The following is a 14928-nucleotide window of genomic DNA, read 5'->3' on the forward strand; positions in this document are numbered from 1 at the left end:
AATAAGGCGAGTCGGCTCCGACGTTGGTTCGAGCCGACGCTTCTCGTCGTCACGACGAGCGGGCTGCTCGTCGGCGTTGCTGCCTGGGCAGTCGGGGCTCCCGGCATAGCCGACGTGGTGTGGATGGCGACAACCGCCGCTGCCATCGTGCCCGCGCTGGTTTGGATGGTGTTGGCGTTGTGGCAGGGCCGGACCGGCGTCGACCTCATCGCGGTGCTCTCGCTCGGCGGCACCCTCGCAGTGCACGAGTACCTCGCAGGAGCGCTCATCGCCGTGATGCTCGCCTCCGGGCAGACCCTGGACTCCGCAGCGCAGCGCCGAGCCTCCCACGACTTGCGCGCTCTGCTGGAGCACGCCCCCCGGATCGCCCATCGGCGCGCGAAAGGAGCCATCGAGAACGTCTCCGCGGACGAGGTGCGCGTCGGCGACCTGTTGCTGGTGGCCCCCGGTGAGGTGGTGCCTGTCGACGGTCGGGTCAGCAGCGATCCCGCTCTCCTCGACGAGTCTGTACTAACCGGCGAATCCAGGCAGGTCGAGCGCGCTCCCGGAGACACCGTGCGCAGCGGCGTCGTCAACGCGGGAACCGCCTTCGAACTGCTGGCCGATGCTCGAGCCCAGGACAGCACCTACGCGGGGATCGTGCGGCTGGCGGAGCAGGCCGGTGCGGAGCGCGCACCCGTCGTCCGGCTCGCCGACCGGTACGCGACGTGGTTCCTCCCGCTGACCTTGCTCCTCGCCGGTTCCAGCTGGTTGATCACGGGTTCCCCGGTCGGCGCGGTCGCTGTGCTGGTCGTTGCCACACCTTGCCCGCTGCTTCTGGCGGTTCCCGTGGCGGTCGTATCGGGCATGTCCCGGGCTTCTCGAGCCGGGGTGATCATCCGCGATGGCACTGCGCTGGAGAACCTCGGCCGCGCCACCACCGCGGTCATGGACAAGACCGGCACCCTCACTGCGGGACACCCAGCGGTGCTGGACGTCATCAACGCACCGGCGATCGAGGCCACGGAAGTGCTCCGGCTGGCCGCCTCGCTGGACCAGGCATCCCCCCACGTCCTCGCCGAGGCCATCGTCGGGCACGCGCGCCGGCTTCAGCTCGTGCTGACGCCACCACACGACGCATCGGAACAGCCGGGCCGCGGGATGAGCGGCATCGTCGAGGGTGACCGAATCGAGGTCGGCAAACTCGCGCTTCCCGAGAGCAGACCGCGCTGGATCGACACCACGCTGAACCGCGCCATGCTCGACGCCGCTGCCATCGCCTGGGTCAGCCGCGAAGGCGAACTCGTAGGCGCGGTGCTGCTGCGCGATCCAGTGCGCCGAGACGCCCCCAGAACCCTCCGGCGGCTGCGGGAAGCAGGACTGCGCCGCCTGGTCATGCTTACCGGCGATCGCCTCGAACCGGCCAGGGAAGTCGCCACCGTGCTGGGCTTGGACGGGGTGCACGCCGAGCAGAGTCCCGCGGAGAAGGTCGCAAGTGTGCGCGAGGAGAGCCGAACCGCGACCACCATCATGGTCGGCGACGGCGTCAACGACGCTCCCGCCCTAGCGGCGGCGACGGTCGGAATCGCGATGGGGGCACGCGGCTCTACCGCGTCGTCGGAGGCCGCCGATGTGGTGCTCACAGCGGATCGGCTGGATCCCCTCGCCGAGGCGATGAGCATCGCCCGTCGCGCGCGCGGCATCGCGGTGCAGAGCGCCGCCGTCGGCATGAGCCTGTCGCTCCTGGCCATGGGCATTGCCGTAGCCGGTCTGCTGCAACCCGCTGCGGGGGCTCTCCTGCAGGAAGGCATCGACGTCGCGGTCATCCTCAACGCGCTGCGTGCGTTGCGCGGCCGCGACCGCGGCGAGCGCACCGTGCCGCCCGCCACGCAAGACCTGCTGCACCACTTCGCCTCCGAGCAGAACGAGCTCCGGGAAACCCTGCACATGATCCGCGACACCGCGGACCTCATCTCCGGAAACCCCAGGTCCACGAATGCACTGGCCGCGCTGCGTCGGACCGGTGAATTCCTGGATCAGCGGCTCGTTCCGCACGAACGAGCCGAGGAAATCCAGCTCTACCCCGCCCTCGCCTCCGCACTGGGCGGCGCCGAGGCCACCGCGACGATGAGCCGCATGCACGCCGAGATCGACAGACTCAGCGCCAGGATCCGCTCCCACCTGAACCTCGCTGAAGCGCGTCGGCACATCGGCGACGACCAAGTCGAGGACCTTCTCGCCACCCTGTACGGCTTGCACACCGTGCTACTCCTGCACTTCACCCAGGAAGAGGAAAGCTACTTCGCGCTGGCGGAAACCAACCAGGGCCCCTGAGCCCGGAAGCACCGCGCCACGCCCGGTGAGCCACGACGCACTGGTGCTCACCGCAGCTGCCGCCTCCGGGGCCGGCACCACGTGGTGCACGGGACGTCATCGCAACTTCCCGCCCGCGACCTGAGGGGCTCCCGATTCGTACCTCTCGTTCTCCACGGATTCCCGCTTGAGGTAGTCCTCCAGGTCGAACATGTTGCCCTGCGAGCGATCGGCGACGTTGAGCATCGTGTTCATCTGCGCGATTTCGTCGACTTGTTCGGACAGGAACCAGCGCACGAACTGCTCGCCGAGGTAATCTCCCTCCTCACGCAGGACTCGAGACAACGTCGTGACTTCATCGGTCGCGACGCGTTCCTGCTCAACGGCGAGCGCTATCAGCTCACGAGGGTCCGAGAAGTCGTTTCGGACCGCCTCAACGCTGGGGACTTCCACCGCAACGCTGTTGTCGATCATGTACTGCACGATCCGCATCGCGTGATCGCGTTTGCGCAGCGACTGCCGGTAGAAGTACGACGCCAGACGCGGGAGATCCCGCTGGTCGAACCACACCGCGCAGGCCAGGTACTGCTGCGATGCCCTGAGTCCGCTTCCCACCTGCTCTTCCATCAGGTCCTGGGCCTGGGAGGTGCGAGGCGAAATCGTCTTCACAACTGCATCCATGGCAAAAAACGCTACGTCCGGGCGGCCATGAGCGCGACCGGGCGCGACGCCGGTGAAGCCTCACGCACACACGCGGGCTGCGGCGCAGCACCGATTGAGCGACGCTTGCGATAGCCCGACCACCGGAGGTTGATCGCGATGTCGACGGTCCACGACGACGGGGTCGTCGTCGGATTCGATGCTTCCGCAGAATCGCGGACGGCAGTGCGGTGGGCGGCGCTCGACGCCACGACACGCGGGCGGCCGCTGGAGGTCGTTCACGCGATACCCATCCCGCTCGAGGAGTTGACGCGCATACACCTGCCCAGCGAGACCGTTTCGTTCGAACCGCTGCGCAGCGCCGCGCAGCGGGTGCTGGCCGACATCGCTGCCGAATGCCGTCGCGAACACCCCGGTCTGGAAGTGCGGACGCGGGCACGCATGGGCGACCCGGCAAGCATCTTGCGCGACGCCGCTACCGGCGCGTGCGTCCTCGTGCTGGGCCCGCCCCGGAAGGGGCGGGCGCATCATCTTCTACTCGGCTCGACCGCCGGCGACCTGGTGCGCTCGGCGCCCGCTCCGGTCGTCATCGTGCGCGGCCACCGCTGGTCCGGATCCAACGGACCGCCGGCAGAGATCGAACGGGTCGTCGTGGGCATCGATGGCTCCGCATGCAGCGCGCGGGCAGCGGGATTCGCCTACGACCTCGCGTTCCGCCACGACGCGGAACTCACCGCACTGCTGGCCATCGCAGAGCAAGCTCCGGACCCGCTGCCACCGAACCGCGGATGGACCCTCGACTCCGATGCCATCGACGCTCAGCGCCGCGTCTTGGCCGAGTCCGTGGCGGGATGCGCCGAGCGGTACCCGGACGTCGTGGCACACCAAGAGCTGATCACCACCGAAGGTCCCACCGATGCGCTGCTCACCGCTGCGGTCGATGCCGATCTCCTCGTGGTCGGCACACGCGGGCGCGGTGCCCTCCGCTCGACCTTGCTCGGTTCGGTCAGCCACGCCGTGGTGCACTACGCAGCCTGCCCCGTAGCGGTGATCAGGTGAACCTGCGAGGTCACCGCTTCCGGCCTCCGCACCGTGAGCAACGTGGGCGAAGGACGAGCGCCGCTGGTCGAGGGAGGTGTCGGGGCCGTGCGCTGCAGCGTTCACCCTTCGGGGAACAACCCTTCGATGACGTCCGACAGCGCTCGACGCGGTGTCAGCGGCGCGGGGAACTCGTGCGTCACCGGCCACCCGATCCGCAGCGCCAGCTGCGGAACCCCGTCTCCCCCGAGAACCTGCTCCCGGACCTGATCGCGGGAAACGGCGCTCTCACCGATCTGACTGAGCGGACACGTCGCCAGGCCCTGTTCCGTCGCGCAGAGCAGGACAGCGCTCAGCGCCTCGCCCGCCGCCAGCCAATTCTCCTGATCGTCACCCAGGGTCGCCAGCACCGCCAAGACCGCCCCATCGTCCAGGATCGGCACCTCCAGCTCGCCCTCGGCAACGAGCGCGAAGTTCCGCTCCGGCATACCACGCAGGTGCTCCGCCGGGAGGCTGCGAGCCGGTACCCCCTCAGCAGCAGCGTGGCGCCCTGCCCACGAGGCGAGTTCCTGCCGGTACTCGGGCCACTGGCGCAACTCCGAATTCGCCTGCTCGATGGCGACTTCCAGCTCTCTGCGCAACCGCTCGTCAGAGGCGAGGACGAGCCGGCAACCCTCGGACCCCGCGACCTCGCGCAACGGGGCGAGCACCTCCTGCGGCACCGGGTCGGTCAGGAACGGCCGCCGATCGGTGCGGCGGTCAGCAGCCGCGGCGGCCAAGGTCAGCACGTGCTCATCGACCTCGTCGAGCCTGGTGAACTCGATCGAGGCCAGGTGGTCCGGCTGATCCGGGTTCGGCAGCCGGTGCACCCGGGCCTGCCATCCTTCGGCGGCCAAGGCGATGCGCAGGTGGTTCAACGCAGCGCCGCAGCTCATCACCCCCTCCCGGCCGGTCGGGTCGACAACGGGCAACGCGCGAGACGGATCCAGGTAGAGGTGCACCGAATGCTCGGCAACCTTCCACAGCCAGGGCTGGCTGTTGTGCACCGAGGGCGCCCGGCACGCCAACGCCAACGCCGCGCGCACCGTCTCCCGCGACGGAACCCACCTTCCGGCCATCGCATTCACCCCCACCAGGATCCTCGCGCATCACCGGCAAGATCACCCGTTTCCTCTCATCGTCATCATTGGGCCGGCGGACGAACAACGACGACGGTGCACGGTGCGTGGGTGACGCAATGCCGACTCACCGACCCCAGCAGAGCACCCACGAATCCGCCGTGCCCACGACTTCCGACGACCAGGAGATCCGCGTGCTTCACCTGGTCCAGCAGGACACTTGCGGCATGACCGCGGACGACCTCTCTGCGGATGGGCACCGATGTCGGCAACGCCGCCGTGACCTCGTCGACGATCTCCCGGAGCCCCTTCTCCGCGCGCATGCTCAACTCGTCATCGGACATCAGCGGTGGCATGGGTGTGGGCTCGGTGAAGTTCGGCGGTGCCCACGCCAGCACCCCGGTGATCTCCCCGGCGGTCTGTTCGGCGTAGCGCAGCGCCCACCGCAGTGCCGCTCGCGAGCCCGGTGAGCCGTCGACTCCGACGACGATTCGCGGTCCGTTCTCACTCATGACCCCGTCCATTTCCAGAAGTGTTCGGATCCGGGTCTACCGCTCAGCCGCGAGACCGGCCGTCATCACTGGACGGCCTCCGACCTGTTCGCACGACTACGCCGCCTGCTCGGCGGCAGCGCGGACGGTGGCTCGCATGATGGCCCTGACGAACGGCTTGACCACGACCCAGTACAGCTTGAAGATTCGGTGTGTGATCGGGTCGTTGAGAACGGTGCGGATGTCGTAGGTCACCAGGCTGCTGCTTCGACCGTACGGTCGGACCGACAACGAAGAGAAGATCTTACCCCGCCCCGGTTTGCCGTACTCCGTGAACTGCTCGGCCTCGATTTGCTCCCATCGCACGATCGGAGTCCAGAACCGGCCCGCCGCCCCGAAGATGACCTCTCTTCCGGGCTGCTCGCCGAGCAGAACCCAGTCGCCGCTTGAGACGAGATCGTCATAGGTCAGCCTGGTCGGCTGCCTCGGTGGGACCCGCCTCTTCAAGCGCTCAGGCAAACCTCGAACCCACATGGCCAGGTCCGCCGTGGATGACCTGATCGTGAGCAGGTCCAGGTTCCGGAGCGCGGAATACATCGCGTCCGGCGCCCTGTTGACCACGAGGTGTTCGACGGCTTCGAAATCGCTCTCGGCCGCGAAATCGTCGATCGTCACGGACTCGCCGGTGACCTCCCAGGACGTCGAGTCCGCGGTGGTGTCCGTCTCCGCTGTCACGTCAGTCTCCCTGGTTCTCTTGTTCATCGGGACTCCTCCTCGCTAGAGCGTTCGGTCTGCCGACGGCGTCACCGCGTGCACCACACCTCGGGTACCACGGCCACCTACGGTCTATACGGACGAGCGCAGGGGTCCTGCCCGAACACTGCTGTCACAGCCCCACCGGCCTCGCTCACAGCAGCAATCTCCGGATCAGGGGGTCTTCGATTTCACGCGGTTCCAAACGGATGCGAGCATCGGGAATCTGCACGCCTCCTGCGGTCACGATCAGCGGGTTGAGGTCGACCTCGGCAACCTCCGGCAACAGTTCGGCCAAGCGAGCCGTCCGCAGGAGCACATCTGTCACGGCGTCGCGGTCCAGCGTTTCGTCCGACCGAGGACCGAACAACTGGGGCCCGGCCCGTAGCTCGTGCAACATGTCTTCGGCATCGCCGGTGGTCAGCGGCAAGAGTCGCCGGCTGCGGTCGGCGATCAGGTCGGTGTCCGTTCCGCCGAGCGCGAAAACGATCATCGGCCCCAAGGCGGGGTCGCTGAGCGTCCCGACCAGGAACTCCCGCCCTTGCGCGACCATGGGCTGCACCGTGACACCACGCAGGTCGGTGCCGAAGCGCGCCCGCAGGCGTGCCCAGCCGGCGCGGAGATCGGGGACCGTCGCTACGCCGAGTACGACGCCACCAGCTCGACCCTTGTGCACCAGCCCCTCGACATGGGCTTTGAGCACCACTTGGCAGTCGAACTCGCGCAAAGCGACGACGGCCTCGTCTTCGGTGGCGCATTCCCACGACGGCACGCTGGGGAGCCCGAAGGACCCGAGGAGCTTCCGAACCACGTCGTCCCCCAGCCAACCGCCCGCTGGTAGGTGGTCCAACGCGGAACCCACCAAATCGCGCGCGGTCGAGACGTCGATGTGCGGGAGGTCGGGAACCACGCCGTGAGATCGCTTCAGCCAGCGGCTGTAGGTGGTGACGTCGGCCAGCGCCTGAGCGGCGAGGGTGTGATCGGCGAACACGGGGATTCGTGCCTCACCGTCGACGAGCGACGCCAACGATTCTTCCTGCCCAGCGCGCACCGCGAGCACAGGTGTGTCGCAGCCGCGTGCCCGAGCGCGAGAGACTGCGTGGGTCAAACCCGCGATCGGGTCGCTCACCGCGGTTCGCAAGACCGGAACGACCACGGCATCGACCGTCTCGTCGCGCAGCACGAACTCCACGCTTTGAGCGAACGTGGCGGCGTCGATCGCAGCCGTGGTGTCAACCGGATTGCGCGAACTGGCCTGCTCCGGCAACAAGGCGGCCAGGTCGGGCCCGGCCTCCGGTAGCGAGGAGAACTCGAGACCGGCCTGCGCACAGGCCTCGGCCGCAAGCAGGCCGAGTCCTCCCGCGTTGCTGACCACGGCCACGCGCGGCCCCTTCGGGAGTCGCTGCCAGCTGAGCAGACCAAGCACTGCCACCAGTTCTCCGAGATCGTCGACACCGATGGCGCCGGTGTGCCGGAGCAACGCGTCTCGAGTGGTGCTCGGAGTAGCGGCCGCTGCCGTGTGCGAGAGCGCGGCTCGCTGGGCGATCGGGCTGGCACCACTGCGCAGCACGATCAAGGGTTTCCGCTCGCTGAACCTGCGCGCCAGCCACGCGAACTTTCGCGGATTGCCGAAGGATTCGAGGTAGAGGACCCCCGCGATGGTGCGCGGATCGCGTTCCCACCACAGGAGCATGTCGTTGCCGCTCACATCGTACTTGTCGCCAGTGGACACCATCGTGGAAATACCCAGGCCGAGTCCGGACAGCCGTTCGATCAGCGCGATTCCCACTCCTCCGGACTGCGTGGCGAGCCCCACCTCGCCCCGAGGCGCACCCGCGGCGCTGAAGGTCGCGTCCAACCGCACGACCGGGTCGGTGTTGACCAGGCCGAGGCAATTCGGTCCCAGCAACCTCATCCCCCAGCGCCGGACCGCTGCGATGAGCCCCTCCGCGAACATCGGACACCCCGAGATCCCGGCGGTCACAACGACCAGCGCTCGTACCCCGAGATCTCCGCATTCCTCCGCCACGTCCGAAACGTGCTCGGCGGGCACGCACAGCACTGCGAGCTCGGGAGTTTCCGGAAGATCGGACGCGGACCGGTGGGCGGTCAGTCCGAGGACCTCTCCTCCGCTCCGGTTGACCGCGTACATCCTTCCGGTGTAGCCGCCACGGATGATGTTGCCCAGCAGAGCGTTTCCCACCGCTGGCGCCCGATGACTCGCACCGATGACAGCTACCGAGGCAGGGCACAGCACCCGGCGCAAGCTGGCGATGTCCGCCACTCGCTCACGGTCGCTCACCTTGGCGTAGTACGGTTCTCCCGCGTCCAGCGCAATCGTCACCTGGTACGACGACCCGTCCGCGCTCACGTCGTACTGCAAGCCGCTGTCCTGGAACACCCGCATCATCGCTGAGTTCGCCGCCAGCACCTCAGCCCGGAACTCTCGCAGTCCGCGACGTCGTGCCGCCGACACCAGGTGCTCCAGGAGCAAGGTTCCCACTCCGCGCGCGTGCCGCGCCCGTTCCACCACGAAAGCCACCTCGGCGACTTCCGGGATCAACACTTCGAAATGGCCGACCCCGATCAAGCGGTGCCCGTCGAACGCTCCCAAGGCGAGAGCATGCGCATCGCCGTGATCCACCAGCCTCCGCACGAAACGTTCCAGGGCTACTTCCGATGGCACACCGAAGAACCGGAAGTAGCGGTCCACCTCCGAAAGCGCGGAGTGCAGGCGTTCGACCTCAGCAAGATCGCGGACTTCCAGCGGTCGCACGGTCACGACGCTGCCATCGGTCAGCACCGCACGCGCGACCTGCGCCGTATCCTGCACTTCAGGGCCGTGGTCGGCCCCGCCACCTGTCGACATCGAGCCGGGTCCTCATCCTCTCCGAGGATCGATTGTTCGGCGGGTTCCTGGTTTGCCAGCCGACTCCCAAGCGCGCATTCTCGGTCCCCAGGGCCTCTCAGGCGCTGTGCGAAGCACTTACCGCCCCTCATGCCCGTCGTGGCAGACGCGGACCTCGCGCTCGCAAGCAACGATAGGGCCCGGAGAACCTATCAGCACGCCAGTTGCAGTCGACAGTGGTCGATGCGCGCACACATCCGTGGAGGTGCGAGAAAATGGAGCGAGCCGAGCACTCCATCGTGGTCGGTGTGGACGGTTCCAACTCCTCCGCGCAGGCCGCGGTGTGGGCGGCGGCAGAAGCAGTGCGCCTGGCAGCCCCGTTGCATCTCGTTCTGGTCAACAACGAACCGGACCGGGAGTCGCACGCCGAGGCGGTGGTCCACGACATCGGCAACAGCTGTCGGCACATCGCAGGTGAGCTGGAGATCACCGAAGAGGTCAGGTCCGGCCATCCCGCTGGGGAACTGGTCCACCGATCCGCCGCAGCGCGGCTGATCGTGGTGGGATCCCGTGGCCAAGGCGCGTTCCGGACGACATTGCTCGGCTCGACCAGCACCGCGGTCGCCACCCATGCATCGTGCCCGGTCGTCGTCGTGCCCAGCACCGAACTTCCGCAGTCCGGGCCAGTGGTGGTCGGGATCGACGGGTCGACGGAGAGCCACCACGCGCTCCACTTCGCCTTCGACGCTGCAACGCGCTTCAACAGCGAACTCGTCGCGGTTCAAGCATTTCCCGACGCCAGCTTCATCCCGGGCCCCTACGACCACCCGGACCGCGACGAACTGCTGGCTTCGGCCAGGAGCAGTCTCGAGGCCCAGGTATCGCCTTGGGCCGAAGACTTTCCGGAGGTCGTCGTGCACCAGGTGGTATCGAACATCCCGCCCGTGCAGGCGCTGCGCGACGCGGCTCGGCAGGCCCAGCTGCTCGTGGTCGGCCACCGCGGGATAGGCGGATTCACCGGTTTGCTGCTGGGTTCAACAACGCGTGGCGCGCTGCACCACGCTCCCTGTCCTGTCGCAGTGGTCCCCGGCTGACGATCAAGGTCGAGCCAGTAGCGCAATACCGCATTCACGTCTCGCAGCCGCGGGTGCTGCCCGGAACAGCTCGGCTCGCGAAGCCGTACGTGGTCGGTCACCGTGAGTTCGAGGCAACGGCGGGACGCCTGCCAAGGCGCGCCGCACCACGTGGCCCGCCTTGCGCGGTGGTTCCACGCTGACGATCCGAGTGGGAGGAGCCCATGGGTCGAGACGCGTTCGTCGAAAGGGAACGGCGGTTCGGTCGAAGCGACGGCCGTGCGCTCGAACGGCTCCACGACGCCTCGGCGCAGCACGCGCGAATCGACCAAGCCGACCTGCGTGCCGTCGCCGACGACCTCGGGCGGCCGGTGGCAGCGTTGACCGGCGCCGCCGGGTTCTACGCTGATTTCGCCGGTTCCCGTGGGCACCGGCACGTGCAGATGTGCGCCGGTACGTCGTGCTTCGTCTCGGCCGGTGAGCACACCGTGCCGGTGGCGGAGGCGGCACTGGGCGTGACCGCCGGACAGGCCAGCGCGGACGGCTCGCGGTCGTTGGCCGGGGCGTACTGCCTCGGTTACTGCTACAACTCACCGGCGGCGCTGGACGGGCGCACACCGATCACCGGCCCTGACATCGGTGAACGATTGCGCTCCACCGATCCCCAGAGCGCACCACCACCTGCGATCCCCTATCGAGCCACCGGTGCTCGGACCGTCGTGCTTGCAGGACTGACCGGGAAGGAAGCCTCGTGGCAGGTGTGGCCGCAGATCGTGGCCACCCAGTCCCCGAGGGCGGTCCGATCCGAGGTCGCGCGCGCCGGGCTGCGCGGTCGCGGAGGTGCGGAGTTTCCCGTGGCCGACAAGTGGCGAGCGGCCGCGAGCGGCCCGGAGCCGAAATTCGTGGTGGCCAACGGCGACGAGGGCGACCCCGGCTCTTTCTGCGACCGGCTGCTGCTGGAAAGCGACCCGGACCGAGTTCTCGAAGGGCTGGCGCTCGCGGGCTTCGCGACGGGAGCGAACCGGGGAGTGGTGTTCGTCCGTTCCGAATACCCGTTGGCTGCCGAGAAGGTGCGCGACGCGGTGAAGAGCGCACGCGAAGCTGGACACCTGGGCCGCGGTGTGCACGGCTCCCCGGTCGACTTCGACATCGAGGTCGTGCAGGGCGCTGGCTCCTACGTCGCAGGGGAGGAAACCGCCCTCCTGCACGCGCTGCAGGGATTCCGCGGCGCTGTGCGCCCCAGGCCGCCATATCCCACCGAACATGGCCTCAACGGGCAGCCCACCTCGGTCAACAACGTGGAAACGCTGGCCGCGGTGCCGTGGGTGCTGCGCCACGGCGGCACCGCCTACGCAAGGCTTGGCAATCCGACCGAGACCGGCACCAAACTCGTGTGCTTGAGTCAGCGCTTCGCGCACCCGGGCGTGTACGAGGTCGAGTTCGGTGTCTCGTTGCGCCACCTCGTCGACGAGCTCGGCGGCGGTCTCATTCCGGGTTACCAACTCCGGGCCCTGCAGATCGGCGGCCCGCTCGGCGGCTTCGTATCTCCGGACGACCTGGACATCCCGCTGCTGGCAGAAGACCTTGCCGAATCCGGGGTCGGGCTCGGCCACGGCAGTCTGGTCGCGGTCGACGACCGGATCGATGCGCGGGAACTGCTCCGGCACGCGTGGAGCTTCGCCGCCGCTGAAAGCTGCGGCTCCTGCACGCCGTGCCGGGTGGGAACCCGCCGCGGCCAGGAGTTGGCGACGCAATTCCCGACCAGTTCCAGACGAATCCTGGAGCAGCACGACAAGGTGTTGAGCGTGATGTCCGTGGGAAGCCTGTGCGCTTTCGGTCGGGGCGTATCCACCGCGGTGCGCAGCCTGCTCCAGGTGTACCCGGACGAGCTCACCGGAGGGGAGGCCTGATGCACGTCCTCGTCGAAGAGGCCTCGGTGACGGTTCCGGACGGTGCCACCGTGCTCGATGCCGTGCACGCCGCGAGTGCCGATCTGCCTGCGCTCTGCCACGACGAGCGGCTCTCGCCACGCGGCTCCTGCCGGACCTGCCTCGTGCGAGCCGGAGAGCGCGTCGTCGCCGCCTGCACGACGCCCGCGAGCGACGGATTGCAGGTCCGCCTCAACGATCCGGTCGCCCGACAAGCCGCTGGTGAAGCCGTGGAACTGATCGTGTCCGAACTTCCCGAGCGTGCCCTGGACCTGCCGTCCGAGCGCAGCGAACTGGTCCGGGCCTGCGCCCACTTCGGCATCACCACCAGCAGCTTCAGCGGTGCGGAGCACGAACGAGGACTCGACCACTCACACCCCTACGTCAAGCTGGACCGGGACCTGTGCATCGCCTGCGGCAGGTGCGTGGCCATGTGCGCCGAGGTCCAGGGGACGTTCGCGCTGGAGCTCACCGGACGCGGATTCGGCACCGTTGTCGCCGCCGGTGATGGTGGCCCTTGGGTCTCCTCCCCTTGCGTCGGATGCGGAGGCTGCGTGGACAGCTGTCCCACCGGAGCGCTTTCCGAGCCGGGCCTGCTCGACCTCCGCCCGACCACGACGACCACTACCACCTGCGGCTACTGCGGAGTCGGTTGCACGCTCGATGTCCACGTCCGGGACGGCGCCGTCGCCGCCATCACCCCGACGCACCGCGCCCCTGTCAACCGCGGGCACGCCTGCATCAAGGGGCGGTTCGCCCACGCCTTCAGCCGCGCCGATGATCGCCTCACCGCACCCCTGGTGCGACGCGACGACCAACTGGTCGAAACCACTTGGGATGATGCCCTGTCCACGATCGCGCATCGGTTGAGCTCGATCCGGGAACAGCACGGGCCGGACGCCATCGCCATGATCTCCTCCGCGCGAGCCACGAACGAGGAGAACTACCTCGCCCAGAAGTTCATCCGCACCGCGGTCGGCACCAACAGCATCGACAACTGCTCGAGGCTCTGCCACGCTCCTTCGGCGGCCGGGCTCACCGCCTCCTTCGGACTGGCCGGCGGCACCAACCCGCTCGACGACCTGGACCGCACCGACTGCATCCTGCTCGTGGGCGCCAACCCGACTGAAGCGCACCCCGTGGTCGGGGCGCGCATCAAGCAACGCGTGATGGCCGGGGCACGCCTCATCGTCGTGGATCCGCGCCGCATCGAACTCGCTGCCCTCGCCGACGTCCACCTGCAAGCCCGTCCAGGCTCCAACGTAGCCGTCTTCAATGCCATCGCCCGAGAGCTGATCGAGCAGGGCCAACTGGACCACGACTTCATCGAGCACCGCACCTCGCACTTCGACGACCTCGCCCAGCTCGTGCAGGGGTACCCACCCGGCTTCGCCGCCGAGATCGCCTCCGTTCCAGCCGCGGACCTGGTCGAGGCAGCGCGGCTGTTCGGGCGAGCGCAGCGTCCGGTCATCGTCTACGGCCTCGGGATCACCGAGCACGCACACGGGACCGACGGTGTGCGCACCCTCGCCAACCTGGCCATCCTCCGCGGCTCCGTCGGGACCCCCGGTTGTTGCGGAATCCTTCCGCTGAGAGGTCAGAACAACGTCCAAGGTGCGTCCGACATGGGGGCGCTCCCAGACGTGCTCCCCGGCTACCAACCGGTCACCGACACCTCGATCCGCGACCGGTTCGCGGCCCGGTGGGGCGGCGAGCTGCCCGAGCGCCCGGGCCTGCGAATCCCGCAGATGTTCGACGCCGCGATCTCCGGCGACCTGCGCGCGCTGCACATCATCGGTGAGGACGTCGTCCGCAGCGACCCGAACGCACACCACGTCCGCACCGCACTGCGCGCATGCGACTTCGTGATCTGCCAGGACATCTTCCGCTCAGAAACCGCCGAGCTCGCCGACGTGGTCCTGCCCGCGGCCTCCTTCCTGGAGAAGGACGGCACCTTCGTCAACTTCGACCGCCGCTTCCAGCGAGTCCGTCCCGCGCTCACCTCACCCGGGGAGTCCGCCACCGATTTCACCATCGTGCACCGGATCGCCAATGCCTTGGGCGTGGACCTGGGTTGCCGGACACCCGCCGAGGCGCTCGACGAATGCGCTTCGCTCACACCGATCTTCGCCGGTCTGTCGCACCAGCGCCTCGACGCTGAAGGCCCGCTGCACTGGCCTTGCCAGGCGGCAGATCGACCGAGCACCGCGGTCCTCTACCTCGACGGGTTCGCCACCCCCAACGGCCGCGCCGCCTTCGCCGCGCGGCCCTACCTCCCACCCGGCGAACAACCCGACTCCCAATACCCGTACACCTTGATCACCGGCCGCCGACTCGAGCACTACAACACCGGATCCATGACGCGGCGCACCCAGAACACCGAACTGCTCCCGGACGAGGCCCTCGAACTTCACCCTTCCGACGCAGCGCACCTCGGAGTGGTCGAGGGGGCGGACGTGACCGTCACCAGCAGGTGGGGTCAGGCCACCTTGGCAGCCCACGTCACACGAGACGTCGCACCGGGACAGGTGTTCACGTCCTTCCACTTCCCGCACGTCGCCGTCAACAGAGTCACTTCGCCACACACCGACGCGGTGACCGGCTGCCCCGAATACAAGGTCACCGCCGTCGACATCGGTGCCGAGGTATCACGATGACGGGAGAGGCGATTCGGGTCGTGGCAACCGAATCGCTCCCGGGCGCGGGGTCACCAACAGCTCGCCACTG

At 68.3% G+C, this 14928-nt stretch carries 10 protein-coding genes and 1 pseudogene; 5 read left to right on the forward strand and 6 right to left on the reverse strand.

All coding sequences use genetic code 11. The features are described from left to right. The first annotated feature begins 123 nt into the window (after nt 1-123). Nucleotides 124-2313: a heavy metal translocating P-type ATPase gene (locus tag AB0J78_RS07930; RefSeq protein WP_363787920.1), complete on the forward strand. Its 2190-nt coding sequence runs from the start codon at nt 124-126 to the stop codon at nt 2311-2313. A gap of 96 nt (nt 2314-2409) precedes the next feature. On the opposite strand, the gene AB0J78_RS07935 is transcribed toward AB0J78_RS07930, so the two are convergent. Then, nucleotides 2410-2973, reverse strand: a complete 564-nt coding sequence (locus tag AB0J78_RS07935) for a ferritin (RefSeq protein WP_363787922.1) — start codon at nt 2971-2973, stop codon at nt 2410-2412. Between the two features lie 138 nt (nt 2974-3111). Here AB0J78_RS07935 and AB0J78_RS07940 point away from each other — a divergent pair, with 138 nt between their 5' ends. Next, nucleotides 3112-4011, forward strand: coding sequence for a universal stress protein (locus AB0J78_RS07940; protein WP_363787923.1), 900 nt, complete (start codon nt 3112-3114; stop codon nt 4009-4011). A 101-nt stretch (nt 4012-4112) separates the two neighbouring features. Here the strand turns inward: AB0J78_RS07940 and AB0J78_RS07945 are convergent, their stop codons facing one another. From AB0J78_RS07945 to AB0J78_RS07965, 5 genes and pseudogenes are all read right to left on the reverse strand, one after another. Beyond that, nucleotides 4113-5108, reverse strand: coding sequence for a nitroreductase family protein (locus tag AB0J78_RS07945; protein ID WP_363787924.1), 996 nt, complete (start codon nt 5106-5108; stop codon nt 4113-4115). A gap of 65 nt (nt 5109-5173) precedes the next feature. Beyond that, nucleotides 5174-5620 carry a universal stress protein gene (locus AB0J78_RS07950; protein ID WP_363787926.1) on the reverse strand — a complete coding sequence of 149 codons (447 nt, stop codon included), beginning with the start codon at nt 5618-5620 and terminating at the stop codon, nt 5174-5176. A 96-nt stretch (nt 5621-5716) separates the two neighbouring features. Then, entirely contained in the window at nt 5717-6334 is a 618-nt protein-coding gene (locus tag AB0J78_RS07955; RefSeq protein WP_363787927.1) for a hypothetical protein, read from the reverse strand. 172 nt (nt 6335-6506) lie between these two features. Further along, on the reverse strand, nt 6507-8210 hold the full coding sequence (locus tag AB0J78_RS07960) for an acetate--CoA ligase family protein (protein ID WP_363788136.1): 1704 nt from the start codon (nt 8208-8210) through the stop codon (nt 6507-6509). 30 nt (nt 8211-8240) lie between these two features. Beyond that, nucleotides 8241-9221, reverse strand: a pseudogene (locus AB0J78_RS07965) (GNAT family N-acetyltransferase); the annotation flags it as partial. 254 nt (nt 9222-9475) lie between these two features. On the opposite strand from AB0J78_RS07965, the gene AB0J78_RS07970 reads away from it, so the two are divergent. The 3 genes from AB0J78_RS07970 (at nt 9476) to fdhF (ending at nt 14858) form a co-directional block, all read left to right on the forward strand. After that, entirely contained in the window at nt 9476-10294 is an 819-nt protein-coding gene (locus AB0J78_RS07970) for a universal stress protein (protein WP_363787929.1), read from the forward strand. A 203-nt stretch (nt 10295-10497) separates the two neighbouring features. Further along, nucleotides 10498-12183: an NAD(P)H-dependent oxidoreductase subunit E gene (locus AB0J78_RS07975; RefSeq protein WP_363787931.1), complete on the forward strand. Its 1686-nt coding sequence runs from the start codon at nt 10498-10500 to the stop codon at nt 12181-12183. Further along, nucleotides 12183-14858 (forward strand): formate dehydrogenase subunit alpha, encoded by a 2676-nt coding sequence (gene fdhF, locus AB0J78_RS07980; RefSeq protein ID WP_363787933.1) that lies wholly within the window; start codon nt 12183-12185, stop codon nt 14856-14858. The genes AB0J78_RS07975 and fdhF overlap by 1 nt, the downstream gene beginning before the upstream one ends. Nucleotides 14859-14928 lie beyond the last annotated feature (70 nt).

The sequence above is a fragment of the Saccharopolyspora sp. NPDC049426 genome (genome assembly GCF_040676935.1).
In the GTDB taxonomy this organism is placed as follows: domain Bacteria; phylum Actinomycetota; class Actinomycetes; order Mycobacteriales; family Pseudonocardiaceae; genus Saccharopolyspora.

What these genes read in the sequence shown, in the direction of transcription:
- AB0J78_RS07945 (WP_363787924.1), bottom strand. Translation starts at nt 5,108, where the DNA reads ATGGCCGGAAGGTGGGTTCCGTCGCGGGAGACGGTGCGCGCGGCGTTG.
- AB0J78_RS07970 (WP_363787929.1), top strand. Translation starts at nt 9,476, where the DNA reads ATGGAGCGAGCCGAGCACTCCATCGTGGTCGGTGTGGACGGTTCCAAC.
- AB0J78_RS07935 (WP_363787922.1), bottom strand. Translation starts at nt 2,973, where the DNA reads ATGGATGCAGTTGTGAAGACGATTTCGCCTCGCACCTCCCAGGCCCAG.
- fdhF (WP_363787933.1), top strand. Translation starts at nt 12,183, where the DNA reads ATGCACGTCCTCGTCGAAGAGGCCTCGGTGACGGTTCCGGACGGTGCC.
- AB0J78_RS07975 (WP_363787931.1), top strand. Translation starts at nt 10,498, where the DNA reads ATGGGTCGAGACGCGTTCGTCGAAAGGGAACGGCGGTTCGGTCGAAGC.
- AB0J78_RS07940 (WP_363787923.1), top strand. Translation starts at nt 3,112, where the DNA reads ATGTCGACGGTCCACGACGACGGGGTCGTCGTCGGATTCGATGCTTCC.
- AB0J78_RS07950 (WP_363787926.1), bottom strand. Translation starts at nt 5,620, where the DNA reads ATGAGTGAGAACGGACCGCGAATCGTCGTCGGAGTCGACGGCTCACCG.
- AB0J78_RS07930 (WP_363787920.1), top strand. Translation starts at nt 124, where the DNA reads ATGGCGACAACCGCCGCTGCCATCGTGCCCGCGCTGGTTTGGATGGTG.